The 17,486-nt window shown below is 59.4% G+C and carries 16 protein-coding genes and 1 pseudogene; 9 read left to right on the forward strand and 8 right to left on the reverse strand.

The genetic code is table 11. The features are described 5' to 3' along the window. Positions 1–274: 274 nt before the first annotated feature. From AC57B5_RS06705 to AC57B5_RS06730, 6 genes are all read right to left on the reverse strand, one after another. Positions 275–2,194, reverse strand: coding sequence for a hypothetical protein (locus tag AC57B5_RS06705; RefSeq protein WP_496399083.1), 1,920 nt, complete (start codon positions 2,192–2,194; stop codon positions 275–277). Positions 2,195–2,208: 14 nt separating this feature from the next. Continuing rightward, entirely contained in the window at positions 2,209–2,637 is a 429-nt protein-coding gene (locus AC57B5_RS06710; protein WP_496399084.1) for a hypothetical protein, read from the reverse strand. A gap of 6 nt (positions 2,638–2,643) precedes the next feature. After that, entirely contained in the window at positions 2,644–3,264 is a 621-nt protein-coding gene (locus tag AC57B5_RS06715) for an STY4526/YPO1902 family pathogenicity island replication protein (protein WP_496399085.1), read from the reverse strand. 15 nt (positions 3,265–3,279) lie between these two features. Further along, positions 3,280–5,010, reverse strand: a complete 1,731-nt coding sequence (locus AC57B5_RS06720) for a hypothetical protein (protein ID WP_496399086.1) — start codon at positions 5,008–5,010, stop codon at positions 3,280–3,282. A 25-nt stretch (positions 5,011–5,035) separates the two neighbouring features. Continuing rightward, a complete protein-coding gene (locus tag AC57B5_RS06725; RefSeq protein ID WP_496399087.1) occupies positions 5,036–5,917 on the reverse strand; it encodes a ParA family protein in 882 nt (293 codons plus the stop codon). A 150-nt stretch (positions 5,918–6,067) separates the two neighbouring features. Further along, positions 6,068–7,165 carry an MBL fold metallo-hydrolase gene (locus AC57B5_RS06730; RefSeq protein WP_496399088.1) on the reverse strand — a complete coding sequence of 366 codons (1,098 nt, stop codon included), beginning with the start codon at positions 7,163–7,165 and terminating at the stop codon, positions 6,068–6,070. 298 nt (positions 7,166–7,463) lie between these two features. On the opposite strand from AC57B5_RS06730, the gene AC57B5_RS06735 reads away from it, so the two are divergent. The 8 genes and pseudogenes from AC57B5_RS06735 (at position 7,464) to AC57B5_RS06770 (ending at position 14,186) form a co-directional block, all read left to right on the forward strand. Next, complete coding sequence (locus tag AC57B5_RS06735; protein ID WP_071955944.1) at positions 7,464–8,471, forward strand: Bug family tripartite tricarboxylate transporter substrate binding protein; 1,008 nt, start codon at positions 7,464–7,466, stop codon at positions 8,469–8,471. Between the two features lie 36 nt (positions 8,472–8,507). After that, positions 8,508–9,191: a response regulator gene (locus tag AC57B5_RS06740; RefSeq protein ID WP_496399089.1), complete on the forward strand. Its 684-nt coding sequence runs from the start codon at positions 8,508–8,510 to the stop codon at positions 9,189–9,191. Then, complete coding sequence (locus AC57B5_RS06745) at positions 9,169–10,587, forward strand: sensor histidine kinase (protein ID WP_496399090.1); 1,419 nt, start codon at positions 9,169–9,171, stop codon at positions 10,585–10,587. Before AC57B5_RS06740 ends, AC57B5_RS06745 begins: the two co-directional genes overlap by 23 nt. Positions 10,588–10,599: 12 nt before the next feature. Beyond that, positions 10,600–11,649: a tripartite tricarboxylate transporter substrate binding protein gene (locus AC57B5_RS06750; RefSeq protein WP_496399091.1), complete on the forward strand. Its 1,050-nt coding sequence runs from the start codon at positions 10,600–10,602 to the stop codon at positions 11,647–11,649. 62 nt (positions 11,650–11,711) lie between these two features. After that, positions 11,712–12,011, forward strand: a pseudogene (locus AC57B5_RS06755) (Dyp-type peroxidase); the annotation flags it as partial. A gap of 215 nt (positions 12,012–12,226) precedes the next feature. Beyond that, positions 12,227–12,799, forward strand: coding sequence for a DUF3455 domain-containing protein (locus tag AC57B5_RS06760; protein ID WP_034393786.1), 573 nt, complete (start codon positions 12,227–12,229; stop codon positions 12,797–12,799). A 65-nt stretch (positions 12,800–12,864) separates the two neighbouring features. Continuing rightward, positions 12,865–13,443 (forward strand): sigma-70 family RNA polymerase sigma factor, encoded by a 579-nt coding sequence (locus AC57B5_RS06765; RefSeq protein WP_202758716.1) that lies wholly within the window; start codon positions 12,865–12,867, stop codon positions 13,441–13,443. Continuing rightward, a complete protein-coding gene (locus AC57B5_RS06770; RefSeq protein WP_496399092.1) occupies positions 13,440–14,186 on the forward strand; it encodes an anti-sigma factor in 747 nt (248 codons plus the stop codon). The genes AC57B5_RS06765 and AC57B5_RS06770 overlap by 4 nt, the downstream gene beginning before the upstream one ends. Positions 14,187–14,286: 100 nt before the next feature. Here AC57B5_RS06770 and AC57B5_RS06775 read toward each other — a convergent pair whose 3' ends face one another. After that, positions 14,287–15,465 carry a porin gene (locus AC57B5_RS06775; RefSeq protein WP_496399093.1) on the reverse strand — a complete coding sequence of 393 codons (1,179 nt, stop codon included), beginning with the start codon at positions 15,463–15,465 and terminating at the stop codon, positions 14,287–14,289. Between the two features lie 116 nt (positions 15,466–15,581). Further along, positions 15,582–16,034, reverse strand: coding sequence for a nuclear transport factor 2 family protein (locus AC57B5_RS06780; protein WP_373833191.1), 453 nt, complete (start codon positions 16,032–16,034; stop codon positions 15,582–15,584). 168 nt (positions 16,035–16,202) lie between these two features. Between AC57B5_RS06780 and AC57B5_RS06785 the strand changes: the two genes are divergently transcribed. Further along, positions 16,203–17,483 (forward strand): LysR family transcriptional regulator, encoded by a 1,281-nt coding sequence (locus AC57B5_RS06785; protein WP_279213032.1) that lies wholly within the window; start codon positions 16,203–16,205, stop codon positions 17,481–17,483. The last annotated feature ends 3 nt before the right edge of the window (positions 17,484–17,486 follow it).

The raw sequence follows: 17,486 nt of genomic DNA on the forward strand, positions 1-17,486 counted from the left end.
CCAAATACCATAACTAAAAGATTAGCTGCGCCTAGCCATAAAAAGCATTTCTCGTCCAGACGCATGGAATGTCGCGCGGTACGTCGATTCGGTGTACGCGGCACGCCGTGCGCGGTGCGTCGATTCGGTGTACGCGGCATGCCGTGCGCGGTGCATCGATTCGGTGTACGCGGCACGCCGTGCGCGGTACGTCGATTCGGTGTACGCGGAAAAATGAAAAGTTGCAGAGTAAGCCTTTAAATCCTTGACTTGAATTGAAATCGAATTCATCGAATCATTCCTCGGCTGGGAAAAGATCGTTTGTTCGCAAGGCTCGTACCAGAGGGCCAGCGTTCAACATCACAAACCAGGCTTGCTGATCTGACCTTTTCACACGCAAAACATTTGTGGAGCCGTCTATCTGAACGAGCGAACCCGTAGAGCGAATGACGTAAACCACGCCCGGCGTCAGTTTTGAAAACACCTCGTTCATCTCGATGTTCTGCACAAACCGCTGATTCGGCTCTGCTGGCTGCCCAAACCTCTCCCCAAGCTCGTCAAATTTCTCGCGTGTCATGGTGTCGATGCGAGCTTGCGCAACTTCGGCTGCATAGACCAGCGCCACGGGTTGCCCTTGAGCCTTTTTCGTGACGATTCCATGAAGCCATCCGGCTGGGCTGCGAATCTCTTTGCCGCGCGCCATTTGCCCTTGCAACTCATCCAGCAGTTCTTGCTGGTCATGAAAAGCCAGTCCGTTAATGACCCGCTCAACAGCTTCGCGGTGAGAGGCTGACAGAGCGATAGGGTAGACAAGCTGGGCTTTTTCCTCCTGTAGACCGACCTCTCCTTCTTCCGGAGCAAGCTCAAGACCACTACTACTACCTTCAAGTTCTTGAGCAACCTCTGATGTAGTAGTAGTTATTGAAAAATCGTCTTGTATATAGGTTGCAGGAAACGGCAAATCTAGCCTGCAGGATTCGGCAGAAGTTTGGAGAGGTTCGTTGCAGGAAACGGCAGATTCCGAGGACCCAAGGATGCAGGAAACGGCATTTTTCTGTCTTGGTGCTTGGGCTCGTTCAAGGGGGTTCGGAAATTCACGTAAGTCACTGTCGCTATTGCGTTTTACGGCTGACTCCAGTGACTTTTGGGCGCCACAGGTCGCCTTGCCAACCTGTCGATTTCCGACAGGTGCTGGAAAGCTGTCCTCCAGGAAGTGGAGGAGCAAATCCCGAGAACGCTTCGGCTCAGGCGGGCGAGTCGCTGTGACGCCTTCCAGAGTCAGCGTGAGTTGCTGCAGCCCGATTCCGAGGCCAGACAAGTCCAGACCACGCCCAGACGCAGCTGGACGCTCAGGCAACGCGGTGGGGGCGACGTGGGCCTCGCTGGCCTTGGCTGTGATGGCACCAACACCCAAGTCCGTGCTACGTGCCGATTTCTTCAACGGCTTAATGGCCTGACCACGCAAGCACAGCAGGATGGCTTCAAAGTTGAGTCGGACAAGCGAGCCGCCAGCGCCGCACTCCTGGATGAGACCGGCTTTTTTCAGGCGGTCTCTGGCGTTTCGCTGCACCTTCGTTCCGAGTGCAAGGGATTCGCTGATGTCGAGTTGAGAGGCAGAGATACAGCCGTTGTCCAGCTGGCCAGCCCTCAACTGATCGCGATGGCATTGAAGAAGGTATGAGAGGTAGAGGCCTGCAGCGATGTTGCTGGCAATGTCGGCCAGGGGCTTGTAGTAGACCCGGCAGCTTCGCATCCAGGATGCGACCGCCTCCAGGCTGGGCTTTGATGGTCCGTGCTTTGTGGTACCCAGGGCCGCGGTGAGCGCCTTGACGTTGATGCGGTAGTTCATCACGCTGGGGCGGCCGATCAGTAGTTCTTCGAGAACCCCGGCACCCATCAACTCTGTTCGCACAGTGGCTTGCTCAGTCCTGGTCAGACCGATTGCGGTTTGCCATTGGGCGATGGACATGTGAAACCATCCACCGCGCTGTGGATGGTTGCGCAGGCTATGGCGTGTCCAATACAAAGCCATGCCAACAAAGATGGCTGCCTTGTGCCCAAACCGCTCCGACAGTGCGGGGTGGAAAGGTACGAAGCCGCGATCTTCAAGATGAAGGATGATCTGTTGGGCAATAGGCCCGGAGCTTTCGACTGCACCGGAGTCATTGCCACCCGCCACGGGTGCATGCTCAGCAAGCAGTGGTTGAAGACGCACTGAGTGACTCCTGCTCAGTCCGGGCTTGCAGGCCTATCGGCTGCCGCAAGCTCAATCCCCAGATCACATTTGGCCATGGCGGCAGCAAGGGGCTGTGCCTGCTTCTGCAGCTGTTCCATGAGCCGATCGAGATGCACGCGATACATCAGCGTGCGGCCCTTGCCGCCCTCTTCGGTCAGCAGACCCATTGCGGCCAGGGTGCGGCGGCATGTCTGCTGCTGAGCACGCGTTATGCCCGTATCTTTTTCCACATCACTTGCGGAAAGCTCCAGGACAAAGGAGGGTCCATTGTCCCTATCCAACCCCTTCTCAACTGCATAGGAGAGCCAGAGAGCAGCTAGGACATTCCCGGTCAGATCAACAAATGCACGGTTAATTGTAATAGGCGCCTGACCGACCAGGTCAAGAAGCATTGCGGATTGGAGATAGTTTTCGTCCGTCATACCGAATCAGTGGTTACCTAGTGCTTTGGCGCTTGAATTGGAATCATCACCATAGAAGCTTTCATATTCCTTCACGCACGTATGAAGTGAATCTATAGAGTAGTCTGGGAATTGCTGATGAAGCGCGTAAAGCCAATCTCTCAAATTTTCAGTAGGGCCGGCATTTCGCCTTATTTCGTGCCAAACAATATGAATATGGTCAACAACATCGTGTTCTTTTGGGAGCTTTGTTCTCCCAACACTGGCACCACCCAGCAAATCGCGCAACCTCCGCACCTCTTCGGAGGAGCGCTTAAATAATCTTGTGACCAGCGATCTAGTTGCACCATTGCGAACAAAATACTCGCACATCTCGTCATCACGGCGCTGACGATCAATTCCATCCAAATGTCCAGCAATCTCATTCACAGCTAAAGTTATACGAATACTTCGCATACGTGATGCCAGATCAATCAGATCGCGCGTTTGACGAGTCCGGAGCGTATCAATTAGCTCCGGAGTCAGTCCTAGCAGCAACAACTGATCGAGTCCGGCCTCTGTTTCAATCACGCGAATAACTTCCGTCAGAACAATAAAATTGAACTTCTCGTTATCACGAATATCAACAGGAACACTTCGACTTGTCATTGCACACACCAAAAATCAGGAAAACAAAGGTTTATAAGGAATCTGTGCTTTTGCTGGATATGCAGCAAAAAAATCAGAAACCGTTCCGAGAAACTTTACAAACGGAGTACCGATAACGGGAGAACCCAGCAGTCGAGCAAAATGCAGGGAATGCGTATATAAAACACCCGATTTAAACGCGAGACCAGCGGCAGCGCATACTTCTCGCATTTCGGCTTCGTTCGTTTTCAATGCTTGGCTCCAGCGAGTATCTTTGGTACACAGGTTAGAAAGCTCTTGATTGAATTGACCCGTGAACACTGCCAGGACAGACCAAAGAGCAGTTCGCAGGTCTTGCTTTTCCTCATCAAGTGCTTGCCCGCCCACCATCTGAACATCACTGGGGAAATCCACAATGAATCCCAAAGGCATCAGGCTCTCTACGACGATGAAATCAGAAATAGGCACTACGGAATTCAGTGCGAGAATATCGTCAGAGAGTCGCTTGGCGAAGTTGGCCAATGCATCTGCGTCCGAATCCGCTGTCTTGCCCTGGCTGGTTTTGCGTGAAGCCGCAGGCTGTTGATTGGTCGCCCCGCTCCCTACAGCACCCAGCATTCCGCCCAATGGTGCCTGTTGCCCACTAGGTTTCGCTTCGGGTGCAGCAGCTTTCACGCTGGCGAGCTCCTCTGCTGTGATCTTGGGATTAGCCACCAATGCAGAAACAGCCGCTGGAAGATTATCAATTTCTATGCCAATGGCTTTCGCACCAACGGTTTGCAGATCAAGAACCAGACTTTGCAAATCGACAACTACATCCCTGCGTTCAGCCGGGTCCTTGGACACATTCGAGGCTTCCAAGCTTTCGAGGTCTTGGCCATGCATGAGGAAAATCTCCTCCAGTGCAACTCGCGCTTCCTTCGATTTATCGAATTTTTCAGCAATTTCGTATATTCCGCTGATAAGCGGTTTCAATACATTATTGACTTCATCCGTGCGAAGCCAATTACCTATGAAATGCATGTGCTCAACGGCAAATGCAAAATTTTGAATCATGCGAATGCCGTAGTTAAGCCCCTGTTTCTTCAGGGCCTTATTAAGCTCTGTCGAGGAAAGTGCACAACCATTCTCCTCCTCGTATTTTGCCTTGTATGAAGCAACGCCTTTGGCGCGCTCCCAGAAGGAAATATCGCCGCGATTGTCGTTCTCGCTGAGATGTGCGGAAATAACAGCGGCTTCACCTGGCCATTTACGTGTGATGACGGTAAGCTTATCAAAGCGTGTATCGCCTTCACGCTTGAGTTCTTGAGCAATGGACACGCGCGTATTGCCACCACCATACGGGAAATATTTTTCAGCAGGGGAGCGGCGCGTAACCATGATCGTATTTGTGATACGACCTTCGGCAATCATGCTCGCCTTGATTTCTTCTCTTTTCGGGTTGGGGCGAGTTCGCGGGTTGTGCTTGTAGATCTCGATCTCGTCGGGATCAAGGGTAGATACCGCACCGTCTACTTCTGCAAGTGGATCAACACCTGCCGTCGCGTTGCGAGGGGTGGCAGTGGGTGCAGCCAGAGCCTTGCGTGCAGCTTCGAGTTGCAGGGCTTGCTTATTCGGTTTTGTGGCGGAATCGTTCATGCTCTTTGAATTCACTTCTGGCTGTGCAGTCGGCAAATCGGCTTTGCCGCTGATGCCTGTTTCTGACGAATTGTTTCGCTGCAAATCCGCAGCGCGCTGCGCTGCATTCAGCGTTACGGGTGTACGCATATAACCTCCTGGTTAATAAGGAGGATTAAGCAGCGTAATTTACGAAGCTCTTGTGATTTGGCGCGTACATTTCCGCGACGCTGGGAATGAGCTCCCACAGCAGTTCATGCATCGTTTCGGATGCTTTAATGCTGTCGATCCAGTGCACAGGAACTTGAGCGGTAGCAGCTTTTCTGTATGCCACCGTTGATGGCACAGCCGTATTTAGCATATTGACGCGGCCACGCATCGTGATGAAATTCTCGCGAATGATGTCCGTCATCATCCGGCAATCATTCGTTTTCTCCGAACGACTGAGCACTGCTTTCATGGGTGGCATCTTCATGCCGAAGTCGGCAACGCATTCGTGACGCTCAATCAGCGCAGCGGTTCCATGAAGGAACTCACGGGCGGAAACCACGTCTGGAGACACGGGCACCAGCAGCAGATCTGCAGCCATCACGGCAGCGTCCTGCAAGTGCCCTACAGCGCCCTGGGTGTCGATGATCACCACGTCATATGCATGCGTCACGTCAGCATGCTGCAAAGGCCTGTTGAACCTCATGAGCATGTCCATGGGGTTGCGGGTGGCCATCCAGTCCTGGAGTACGCCATCCCGGGTGTCGGACTGCACAAGGTGCAACTTGGCGTTGGGGGCGGGGCAGACGACCGGCTTGCCGAGGTAGCCAGACGGGCTCAGCTTGCAGTGAGAGATGCAGTCGGTCGTGAGTACGCCCGACCTCACGAATTCGGTGAGGCCTTTTTCAGCCTGGTGGCTGAGCTCGTAGTAGCGTGAAAGCGACGGCTGGATGTCTGCGTCAATGAGCAGAACACTGAGGCCCAGGTCGTGAAGGAGGCCGCCAAGGTTGGCAGCAAGAGTGGTTTTACCGACTCCGCCCTTGGTGGAGACCACGGTGATTGTGAGCATAGATACCTCGTTGAATGGTTGAACCAAACAACAAGGTGGAGAACGCTTTTGCCCTCAAAAGACTCTAACTACACTCAAAATGACGCGTAAATTCACTTTGACTGGCTAGAGTATATACATCGTATCAAACATAGCAGAGGGCAAGAATTCTTACGCACCGGTGCACTCCAACTGGCCAGCCCGGGGGTTCGGACCTTGCTTGCCAGGGCCGGGACCGGTGGCAGGTAGTCCATACACGGCCTTCACGTCGGCGTTGTCCTGTGATTTGAAGCCGTCCTTGGAAAGAGACCATGCATCGAAATAGTTCACGGGGTTGTAGGCAAACGCGTTCGCAGACTTAAGATAGTCCGTCAGACGCGGCACTTCGGTTTCGAGGTAGGGAAAATGCAGTCCGTATTCGAGGCTGAAGCCTACGGAATTTCCATCCACCTTCGTTGCCCGGGTTCCGAGATGATGCGGCTGGAAATACTTCACCTTGAAGGCCGGAATGATGACGCGGGCCTGTGCCACGACATTCGACTCGGGGCCGCCTTGCCACAGGTCGATGTTAGATATTCCGGCATCTTTCACGGCGGCAGACAGATTGTCGAATGGCGATCCGTAGACCACCTGATTGGGAAGGCCCTTGTTGACGATGCGTGGATAGAACAATTCCTGTCCACCCGCACCGCTGTCCGATGCATAGACGGAAAGAACCTTGTCCGGTGTCTTCGTGCTGATCAGAAATCCAAACGTTTCCACTCCCGCCGTTCCCGCGCCGACTTCGCCGCAGTCGATGCTGTGCAGCCAGCGCACCACGCGCACCGTCGTATTTTCGTTGAGCGATATCACTTCGCCGCCCTTCAATGTCGTGCACTGTGCCGCCGGATTGCCATAGGCAACGACCTTTTGGCAGACGGCTGCCGGGGCATATATGGGCTTGCCGGTTTGCTTTGCATACTCTGGAATCTGCAAGGCATGGTCACCATGCTCATGGCCCACCAGAAAATAGTCCACCGAGCCACGCTTGCGAAGCGCACCAAGCACCTTGGTGACTGCTGATGGCGACGGCGCGCTGCCGGTGTTCACCACCTCACCATCCAGAATGATGCCGGTGGAGCCGATTTGATAATGGAAGTTGCTGATGCCGAACCATGTCGTGCGTATTTCCGTGGGTTGGGATGCGCCCTCCCCTGCGCCTCCGCATGCGGTTACAGCCACAGCCGAAATTCCCATGGCAATCAGTCCAGTCATTGCGGTTTTTCTCATTGTTTGTCTCCTGATGATCAATCGTTGATAAGACACTTCACGCCCACAGCGTTGTGCATTGCAAATTTATTTCCGTGGAACTTTCAAGTGGCTGTCATTCACGTGAATTAGGTGTAAGCACTGAGCGCAAGGTATTTTGAAAATTGAAAGCACTTTGAAAGCTGAAATATGATAAAAGATAAACTTTCCTAGGGTTTTTACCCATGATTTATGAAGAGCGGCACAGGAAATTGACAGCCATCTGAAAGTTTGGCTTGTGTAGCATCTTCCATTCGACTTAATCATTTGGAAGACTGCAATGCAAGAAAACCTGCCCTCCTGCCTGTTCAACCCTATTGATCGCCGCAAGCTGCTTGGACTGGCCGGTGCGGTCGGTCTGTCCCATATTGCCACCCCTGCCCTCGCCCAGAAATGGCCGAATAAATCAATACGATTTGTTGTGCCGTTTGCCCCTGGCGGCAGTTCTGAAATAGTTGCGCGCTCCACGGCAGCCGAGATGACGAAGACGATCGGCCAGAGTGTCTACGTGGACAACAAGCCTGGCGCAGCGGGCAATATTGCGATGTCTGAAGTCGCCCGTGCCGAGGATCACCATACCGTCATTCTCGGCCATATCGGCACCCTGGCCGTGAACCCTTATATTTTCGCAAAACTTCCCTACAACGTGGAAAAGGACTTCAAGCCAATCAGTTTGCTGGCCAAAGTACCGAGTCTTTATGTCGTTAATCCCAAGGTTCCGGTGAAAAACATCAAGGAACTGATCGAATATGCCAAGGCCAATCCGGAAAGCCTCAGCTACGGCTCTGCCGGCAATGGAAGTGCGGGTCATCTGGCGTTTGAATACCTGAAGCTGACTTCCGGGTTCTCCATGCTGCACGTCCCGTATCGGGGTACCGGCCCGATGATGACGGACCTGCTGTCCGGCCGCGTGGGCGCTTCGGCGATCGGGGCCGCGGCCGTGATCCCGTTCATCAAGTCCGGCAAGCTGCGTTGCATCGCCACGGGTTCAAGCAAGCGCATTCCCCAACTGCCCGACGTGCCGACCGTCGCAGAACAGGGTTTCCCCGGGTTCGAGATGACGCAGTGGTATGGCATGCTCGCGCCGGCCAATTTTTCCTCCAGTGAGATAGACCTGCTGGCTGCCGAAACCAGCAAGGCAGTACGGGCTCCGTCCTCGGTCGAACGTCTGCATGCAGACGCCGCCGAAGTCATTGGCGATACCCCGGCACAGTTTGCCGAATTCATCGCCCGCGAGCAGGCGCGCTGGAAGCAAGTCATTGCCAAGGCGCAGATCAAAGCCGACTGATGTGCCCGGCGGCCGTCAGCAACCCTGTTTTTCCCGATGCGAATCCTGCTTGCCGAAGATGAGCACGCCCTTGGCACATGGCTGTCCAAGGCGTTGACCCAAGTGGGAATTCAGGTGGAATGGGTGGACAACGGCAAGCTTGCCGATCGGCGGCTGGCCACCGAGGACTACGACGCTGCCGTTCTCGATCTGGGCCTGCCTGACCTCAGCGGTGATGTCGTCCTGGAGAGGCTGCGGACGCGAGACCAGCGTCTGCCCGCGCTGATTCTTACGGCGCGCCACTCTGTTGATGAGCGTGTCCGTGCGCTCAACGCGGGCGCGGACGACTTCCTGGCCAAACCCTTTGCCCTGGCCGAGCTTGAGGCAAGATTGCATGCGCTGGTGCGCCGCGCCAGGGGGAGCGATCACCCAAGGCTCGCTTGCGGCCCGCTGGTCCTGGACGGTGTCACCAAGCAATTCATGCTGCATGGCGCGCCTGTCCCACTCTCGAAACGCGAGTATTCGGTACTTCGTGTGCTTATCCAGCGCTCTGGTGAGCCGTTCACAAAAAAGCAGATCATCGAGCGCGTCTTCCCCGAAGAGTCTGATGTCCATCTGGAGGCGGCCGAGGTCTTCATTCACAGACTGCGCAAAAAGCTGGAAGGCAGTGGCGTCAGCATCGTCACGTTGAGAGGACTTGGCTACGCCTTGGAAATAGATGCTCCCAAGCCTTCTTTCTAAGCTGACCTTATGGCAGAGACTGGGCTTGGTTCTTGTGCCGATTCTTGGCGCAGTGACATCCGTGGAGCTTTATCTGACGCGGCAGGATGCCATCGATTCGGCCAACGCTGCCTATGACAGATCGCTGTTGGGTGCACTTCGCTCGATAGATTCAAACATATCGACCGCTTCAGGGGGACTTTCGGTTGAACTCCCCTATTCCATATTCGATCTTTTTGAGCTCACGGCGAGCGGCCAGGTGTATTTTCGGGTTGCCACTTCGGACAATCTGGTGGAATTGGGAAGCGCCGACATGCCGCCGCCTCCGACATCGTTGTCAAAGAATCCCATTTTCTACGACGGCTTCTATTTTGGCGAACCCGTCAGGGTGGCCGCGCTGATGAGAGATCTGCCGGCAAAGCCTGCCGGCAGCTCCGCCGACACGGTCACGGTGCAAGTGGCTGAAAGCAAGCAATCGCGCCAGCAATTCATTGACAAGTTCTTTCAGCGGACCCTTGTTCGTGATGGTTTCGTGTTCCTTTCCATGATGATCGCCACGGCACTTGCAGTTGCTGCGGCGCTCAGGCCGGTGACCCGCCTGGCCAAAGAGGTACGGGAACGTGGGGCCGATGATATTGCGCCGATAAGCACGCAGGAGCTTCCATCGGACTTGCGGCCATTGGTCATGGCGGTCAATCGTCAGATTGAAGTGACGAAGGCTGTTGTTTCCTCCAAGCATGAATTTCTGGATTACGCATCTCATCAACTGCGCACACATCTGACCACGCTGCGCATACAGATGGATTATGCGCAGCGGATAAATGATGTCGCGCAGATCCATGATGCATTGGGCGCTCTGGACGCAGAGCTGACAGGCGTGACCCGTACGACCCAGCAATTGCTGGCCCTGGGCAGAAGCGAGTCGGCCGAGGTGAATCTCCGGACCTTCGACCTGGGCGAGCTGGTCCGGCGCATTGCCGTCTCTTTGCTGCCCCAGGCACGGCAGCGCTCCATCGACCTGGGCGTCAATGTGGAGGAGAAAGTATTTGCAACGGGCGATGAATTGCTGCTTCAGGAGGCCGTGCTGAATCTGGCATCGAATGCACTTGAATACTGTCCTTGTGGCAGCGTGGTAACCATCACAGGCCGGCGTTCGGATACGGGATGGATTCTGGCCGTCGAAGACAATGGACCGGGGCTGCCGGAGGACGAATTGGCTCTGCTGGGCCGCCGCTATACACGAGGCCGCCAATCACCGATGGATGGTTCGGGCTCCGGCCTGGGCCTTGCGATTGCAAGAATCATTGCAGAGAGACACAAAGGAAAGCTCACCCTGGCGCACGGTTCCGGCGCAAGGGGCTTGCTGGTGAGTCTTGAGTGGGAAGACACGGACAGTGCGCCACTTGCCAAAAAATAAGGATGGAGACAAATGCAAAATCCCTGGTTGGCTGCGTCCCGTCAGGATGCCGCGTGCAAAACACGCCGAGCCCTGTTGACGGCCATTCCTGTTCTGGCCACATCGCCAAGCGCGTTTACGCAAGTTCTGGACCCGGGAGTCAACAAAAATGCCGTGTGCATCGCCCCGGCAAAGCTGGGCGGCGGTTTCGATCTGACATGCCGATTGGCAGCCAAGGCGCTCGATGGCGCGCGCAGCGGCGATGCGAAAACACTGATTCAGTATCTGCCGGGAGGAATTGGTGCGCTGGCCTATGACAAGGCCGCGACGCAACAGCTCGGTGATGAACGCACGCTGATCGCTTTTTCCAGCGGATCGCTGCTCAATATTGCCCAAGGAAGATTCGGGCCTCACAGCATTGCCTCGGTGAACTGGCTGGGGGTCCTGGCCGCAGACTATGGAGTGGTTGCGGTAAGGGCCGATTCGCCCTATCGCTCGCTTGACGACCTGTTGCGAGCGATCCGGGCCAATCCGGCAGCCATTCCTTTCGGCGCGGGAGGCACGGTAGGCAGCCAGGACTGGATCAAGGCGGCGCGCCTGGTCCGTGCGGCCGGACGTGATCCACGCGAGATGAGATTCGTGGCATTCGAGGGAGGCGGAGAGGCGCTGCGCGCCCTGGCCGGAGGACATGTGGTCGCATTTCCTGGCGATGCGGCCGAAGCCCAGCATGCCATTTCCGCCGGGGAAAGAATCAGGATACTTGCCATCCTGGCATCGGACCGCGTACCCGGAAAACTCGCGCATATCCCGACCGCAATGGAGCAAGGCGTCGATGTGACCTGGATGACGGTCAGGGGTCTCTATATGGCGGCAGGCACGCCTCCATCGGCAATACGCTATTGGTCCGACACCTTGCAAAAGGCGATGGGCCTTCCTGGCTATATGGCACTTCTGGAGAATTTCGACCTGTACCCCTACTCCCTGGTCGGCAGGCCGCTGCAGGAGTACCTGAGGCAGAAAATCCAGGAGTACCGGGAGGATGCCGAAAAAATGGGAGTGAGGATCTGGCGAAACCGTCCGTGATGTTGTCTGTAGCGCCAGATGGAACACGCTCCCTGTGCCGGCTGCGCCGGTTCACCTACAACGAGCTTCCCGATGCCTCGGAGGCGGAGCAGAAGTCACACAAGACGCTGTGCACCATCACGCAGGACGGCGTCGAGCACGACATCCTGCGAGACAACATGCCCTTCGCGAGGCCTGCACTCAAGGAGTACGGAACCTATTTCATCGGTTATTCCAGGCACCTGTGGGTGATCGAGCAGATGCTCGAACGGATGTTCATCGGAAGCCCGCCCCCGCTCCACGACCGCATCCTTGACTTTTCGGCGGCGGTGACAGGCATTGCCTTCTTCGTTCCGTCAAAGGACATGCTCGCCCATCTTTGAGATCGTACTGGGAGCAGCGCGCCTCGGGAGAGGTGGCCCGGGTGCTGCAGGTCAAGAATGTCACCAACCGCAGTCTGATGGAGTCTGGCGCTGGCATTTGTCGAAAATATTTTTGCATGGGGTGCATCCAAACGACGCGATGGCGGGTAGTACCAGCAGCAGCCCAAAAAATGCGCTGCTTCAGTCCCCTTCACAAAACTGTTTGGAGAATCGCAATGTTGACCTCTCGTTCCGCATCCCGCACCGCCGCCGTTTCTTTCGCTGTAGCCACAGCGGCCCTGCTCGCTGCCTGTGGCTCGATGCACAAGCCGGCCAGCACTTTCTCCCAGGCATCGCTGCCCGCCCCCATCCAGGTTCCTGCAGGGAACAAGGTCGCGTGGGAAACCGTCGGCAGCGGTGACATCACCTACGAGTGCCGCGACAAGGCCAACGCGCCTGGCCAGACGGAATGGGTCTTTGTGGGACCCGATGCAGTGCTGAAGGACCGCATGGGCAAACAAGTGGGCCGCTACTACGGCCCCCCTGCAACCTGGGAGGCCAACGACGGCTCCAAACTCACCGCCACCCAGCTGGCTGTGGCGCCGTCCGGCGCAGGCAATCTGCCTTACCAGCTGGTGAAGGCAAACCCGGCCATGGGCAGCGGCGCGCTGGAGGGTGTGAGCTACATCCAGCGCGTGGCGCTCCAGGGCGGAGTGGCGCCGGCTGACAAGCCCTGCATGGCCGCCAACAAGGGCCAGAAGACCACCGTGAAGTACCAGGCCGACTACATCTTCTGGAAGCCCATGTAAGAGCCGGCAGCGGCGCGGATACACTGGACGAAGGATTTCCTGCAACGTCCCCTTCGCTCCATTTCGTGCCGCCCGCTGCCTCCCAGAACAACGAAGCTTTCGACCATGACGCAGCATTGCATGCATGTGCACGCGGCGAACGCGATGCTTTGCAGCGGATTTATGAGGCCGAGGCGCGCTTTCTCCTCGGCGTGGCACTGCGCATCGTCCGCGAGCGCGCCGCTGCGGAAGACGTGCTGCACGATGCGTTTGTCTCCATCTGGAACCGCTCATCCACCTTCGACGGCAATCGCGGAAGTGGTCGAGGGTGGATCTACAGCGTGGTGCGGCACGCCGCCCTCAACCGTGTACGGGATGGCGCACGCGAAACCGTGCTGGATGAAACCGCCCATGAAGCGCATGACGCCCAGGCCGCACTTTCGGCCTGGAAGGAAGGCGGCAGTGAATGGGAGCGGCAGGCGACGCTGGGTCGTCTTGGCGATTGCCTCGACCGGCTGGACCCCGAGCGCCGCGCCTGCCTGTTGCACGCCTACGTGGACGGCTGCAGCCACAGCGAAATTGCGGCGCGTGTGCAGGCGCCGCTTGGTACGGTCAAGGCCTGGGTTCAACGCGGACTGCGTGCCCTGAGAGAGTGCATGCAATGAGCGGCGACACCCACCCCAATCCCTCAGAGTCGACGGATGGCGGCTCCCCGGACGATCTCCAGATGCAGGCCGGCGAGTACGTATTGGGCACCCTCAATGCAGCCCAGCGCCGCTCCATCGAATCCCGTCTGCCCTACGAGCCTGCGTTGCGCACGGCCGTGCAGGCATGGGAGCAACGGCTCCTGCCGCTGGTTCAGCTGGCTCCCCCCATCGAGCCCTCCGCAACGCTGTGGCAGCGCATCGCGGCCAGCGTCAAGCCGGCCAGGCCAGCGGTCCGCGCACGGCGTGGTGCCTGGTGGCACTGGGATAGCCTCGCCCTTTGGCGCGGCTTGGCGGGTGGCGGCTTTGCAGCTGCAGCACTGCTCGCGGCTGTGCTGGTGGTGCGAGAGGCATCACCGCCGGCTGCACCGCGCTATTTCGTCGTGCTGGCCGCGCCGCAGAATCAGGCCCCCGGGTGGGTGGTCCAGGCCCAGTCTGAAGGCCGTCTGCGCCTTGTGCCACTGGGCAAGGATGCCATTCCGGCAGAAAAATCCCTGCAGTTCTGGACCAAGGCCGACGGCTGGAAAGCGCCGGTGTCCCTGGGTCTGGTCAAACCGGGCGAAGCCATCGAAGTGCCGGTAGACCAGTTGCCGCCTCTGCAGCCGAATCAGCTTTTCGAGCTCACCCTGGAGCCAGAAGGCGGCTCCCCGAGCGGACGCCCGACAGGGCCCATTCAGTTCATCGGCCGCGCTGTACAGATCTAGAGCGTGGCTTGCACTTTCAAGTGCCCGCGCGTTGGCTCTTCGCGCTGGTGATCACACGTTCCAGGCGTCGCATTGGACGCGGCCGGCCTGGCCTTCGGTTTCAGAACGAGTGGCGCAGGCCCAGCATCAGGCCGGTCTGCGATGCGCCCGCCAGCGGGCTGCCGCCGGCTGCGGCCGAGCTGACCGAGATGGCCAGGCGCTGTCCGTTGTCAATGCGCGCGGCCTGGGCATAGACCGCCGTGCGCTTGGAGAACCTGTAGGTGGCGCGCAGGGCCAGCAGGGTGGAGCGGTCGCCGCCCTGGGCATAGCGCAGTTGCTGCAGCTGGCCATCGACCACGACGGCGGCGCTGGGGGACCAGGACAGGCCGCCCCAGGCCAGGGTGCTGCGCGGCGTGGCGCCGTTGCTGGCCGAGGCCGCCTGGGCCGCGTCGTTGTCGCGGCGCATGAGGCCGGCGCCCAGCTTGATGGTGGGTGACAGCGCGGCATAGCCGTTGAGCATGATGCGGCGGTCCTTCAGGTCCGAGCGCGTCAGCCCTGCAAATGCGCCGGCGCCGCCGCGCATCTCGTCCACGGCCAGCGCAAAGCCCCAGGGCGCGGTGTCGTACTTCAGCATGGCGGACCACTGGCGGCAGGCCTGCCTGTCCGTGGCCGATTCGCCGGCGCAGTTGGTGCCGGCCGGGCTGGGGCCGGCGTTGACGGCATCGCGTCCCAGGCTGTAGGCCGCACCCAGGCTCCAGGCGCCGAAGCGCCCCCGGTAGGCCAGGGAGTTGTCGGTGCGCGTGTTGGGGATGTAGCTGTCCAGGCTGCTCAGACCGAAGGCGTTGGGACCCAGCAGGTCGGCGTCGAACAGCGCCCAGTACAGCATGGTGTAGTTGCGCCCCAGCGAGACGCTGCCCCAGCCGCCGGACAGTCCCACCCAGGCCTGGCGCCCGAAACCCCGCCCGCCCTGATTGAAGGTGCCGGCATCCGGGCCAAAGCCTGACTCCAGCGCAAAGACGGCGCTCAGGCCGCCGCCCAGATCCTCGCTCCCACGCAGCCCCCAGCGCGACGGTGCCGTTCCCGTGAGGCCGGGCATGCGCGTCAGCGATCCGCCGCCTTGCACATTCGTCAGGTGCTCGATCCCGGTGTCCAGATGGCCGTACAGCGTCACCGATGAGCCGGTCTGGGCCTGGGCGCCGCCTGCTGCTGCCAGCATGGCGAGCGGGGCGAGGCGGGCCAGACAAGCCCGCAGTGGGCGCTTGGCTGGGGGGTGGGGAATGCTCTTGAGAATGCGTTTCATGCTTTTGTCTCCTGTTGTTGTCGTTGCGGAATCGGCATGCCGCAACGCTGCGCCTTGGGAAAGGCGAGAGTGGCGGGCGCGAGGAAATGGGAGAAAGCGGCTGGGCGCCCTGCGCTTCAGGTGCCCGGGAGGTCCCGGTACATGACGAAGCGCGCCACGCGGCGCGTGATCAGCCAATGGCCTTCAGGACTGCGGCCAAAGATGTCATCGAACTCGCCAACGAGCTGGCGCGGTTGGGCCGGGCGGCCGTGCGGCGTGATGGCATCGGCCTCGTCGCAGGACCACAGCAGCACCTGGCTGCGCGCGCTGGCGCGGTCCGGGCCTTGCAGTTCCACCAGCGTGTTGGTGACCAGATGCCGGGTCATGCGGCCCGCGGGACGCCGGGAGTACGCGGCGGCGATGGCTGCGCGCCCGCCCAGCACCTCGCCGCCGGGCCGTTGCAGCTGGCCGTCTTCGGCAAACAGCTGCGCCAGGGCTCGGGCATCTCCGGCATCCGCAAAGGCAGCAGCGCGCAGCACCAGGTCCAGGCAGGCCTGGCGGGCCAGCAGCCGGTCGATTTCATGGTTCATGTTTCTTGTCTCCCCGGAATTCGCAGCCTGCGATGGGCTGTCTTGATCAGGCCCCAAGCATTCCACGCCGGCATCGATCCGGCCAATGCCGGAGCCCCGGCCATCAATGCGTTTTTCTTATGGGACAATCAAAAAACGGTTTTCCAACGTGCCGTTCAGCGCCTTTCCATGAACCTTTACCTTGCCCCCTGGACCGGCCCGGCCACCAGCAATCCCTCGCGTTTTCCCGAGTTGGCAGGCCATTTGCGGGCCATGCGCGCCATGCTGGGCGTGGTGCGCCACGGCAGCACCACGCGGGCCGCCCAGGCTATGCATCTTTCTCAGCCAGCCGTGGCGCGCTCGGTGCTGCAACTGGAAGAGGCCTGTGGCCTGCCGCTGTTCATGCGGGGGGCGCGCGGCATGATGCCGACCCCGCTGGGCAGCCAGCTGGCCGGCCGCATCGAAGCCATGCTCCAGCACCTGGGCAGCGGCGCGGCCGACGCCCAGGCCGCCGCCACGCTGGCGGCCAGGCGCCCTCCCCTGCCCGAGCGTTTTGCCGAGACCGTGCCTGCGGGCCAGCTGCGCGCCCTCATGGCCATTGCCGACTGCGGCAGCGAATCCCTGGCCGCGCAGTGGCTGGGCCTGACGCAGCCCGCCGTGCATGCGGCGCTGCAGGGGCTGGAAACCAGTCTGGGCATGCAGCTGTTCTACAAGCTGGCCTTCGGCACGCGGCTGACGCCGTCCGGCGAAGCGCTGCTGCGCCGTGTCAAGCTGGCCCTGGCCGAGGTGCGCGGCATGGACAGCGATATTTCCGCCTGGCGCGGCGAGATCCGGGGGCGCGTGGTGGTCGGCGTGCTGCCGCTGTCGGTGGGAATCTTCCTGCCGCGCGCGGTCGACAGCCTGGCCGCCAGCCACCCGGACATCGAGGTCAGCATCGTGGACGGCACCTACGAGAGCCTGGTGCAGCACCTGCTGAGCGCCGACATCGACGCCATCGCCGGCGCCCTGCGCGCCGACATGCCCTCCGATGAGGTACGCCAGCTGCACTTGTTCGACGATGACTTGGTCGTGGTGGCACCGGCCGGCCATGCCTGCCTGGACCGCGGCCAGCTGGTTCTGGAGGACTTGCTGCAATGGCCCTGGGTGTCGCCCCTGCCCGGCACGCCGGCCGATCGCGCCATGGTCCAGCTGTTCCGCAGCCAGGGCCTGGAGCCGCCGCGCGCCAGCCTGCGCGCCAGCAGCCCGACCATGACGCTGGCCTTTGTGCTGCAGACGGGCCGGCTGGCCCTGGCCTCGCGCGGACAGGCCCTGCAGGATGACCACGGCGGCCAGTTGTCCATCGTGCCCGTGGACCTGCCTTCCACACGCAGGCGCATCGGGCTGGCCACGCGTGCGCTGAGCACGGCATCGCAGGACCTGGAGCTGTTCATGCAGGCCTGCCGGCGGGCCGTGGGCGATCTGCCGGCCTAGCCT

This window comes from Delftia sp. BGA-UO-ETr-SB1, from assembly GCF_059567865.1.

Coding starts and splice junctions, on each gene's coding strand:
- AC57B5_RS06725 (WP_496399087.1), bottom strand. CDS start 5,917: ATGCTCACAATCACCGTGGTCTCCACCAAGGGCGGAGTCGGTAAAACC.
- AC57B5_RS06715 (WP_496399085.1), bottom strand. CDS start 3,264: ATGACAAGTCGAAGTGTTCCTGTTGATATTCGTGATAACGAGAAGTTC.
- AC57B5_RS06770 (WP_496399092.1), top strand. CDS start 13,440: ATGAGCGGCGACACCCACCCCAATCCCTCAGAGTCGACGGATGGCGGC.
- AC57B5_RS06785 (WP_279213032.1), top strand. CDS start 16,203: ATGAACCTTTACCTTGCCCCCTGGACCGGCCCGGCCACCAGCAATCCC.
- AC57B5_RS06750 (WP_496399091.1), top strand. CDS start 10,600: ATGCAAAATCCCTGGTTGGCTGCGTCCCGTCAGGATGCCGCGTGCAAA.
- AC57B5_RS06740 (WP_496399089.1), top strand. CDS start 8,508: ATGCGAATCCTGCTTGCCGAAGATGAGCACGCCCTTGGCACATGGCTG.
- AC57B5_RS06735 (WP_071955944.1), top strand. CDS start 7,464: ATGCAAGAAAACCTGCCCTCCTGCCTGTTCAACCCTATTGATCGCCGC.
- AC57B5_RS06745 (WP_496399090.1), top strand. CDS start 9,169: ATGCTCCCAAGCCTTCTTTCTAAGCTGACCTTATGGCAGAGACTGGGC.
- AC57B5_RS06710 (WP_496399084.1), bottom strand. CDS start 2,637: ATGACGGACGAAAACTATCTCCAATCCGCAATGCTTCTTGACCTGGTC.
- AC57B5_RS06780 (WP_373833191.1), bottom strand. CDS start 16,034: ATGAACCATGAAATCGACCGGCTGCTGGCCCGCCAGGCCTGCCTGGAC.
- AC57B5_RS06775 (WP_496399093.1), bottom strand. CDS start 15,465: ATGAAACGCATTCTCAAGAGCATTCCCCACCCCCCAGCCAAGCGCCCA.
- AC57B5_RS06760 (WP_034393786.1), top strand. CDS start 12,227: ATGTTGACCTCTCGTTCCGCATCCCGCACCGCCGCCGTTTCTTTCGCT.
- AC57B5_RS06730 (WP_496399088.1), bottom strand. CDS start 7,165: ATGAGAAAAACCGCAATGACTGGACTGATTGCCATGGGAATTTCGGCT.
- AC57B5_RS06720 (WP_496399086.1), bottom strand. CDS start 5,010: ATGCGTACACCCGTAACGCTGAATGCAGCGCAGCGCGCTGCGGATTTG.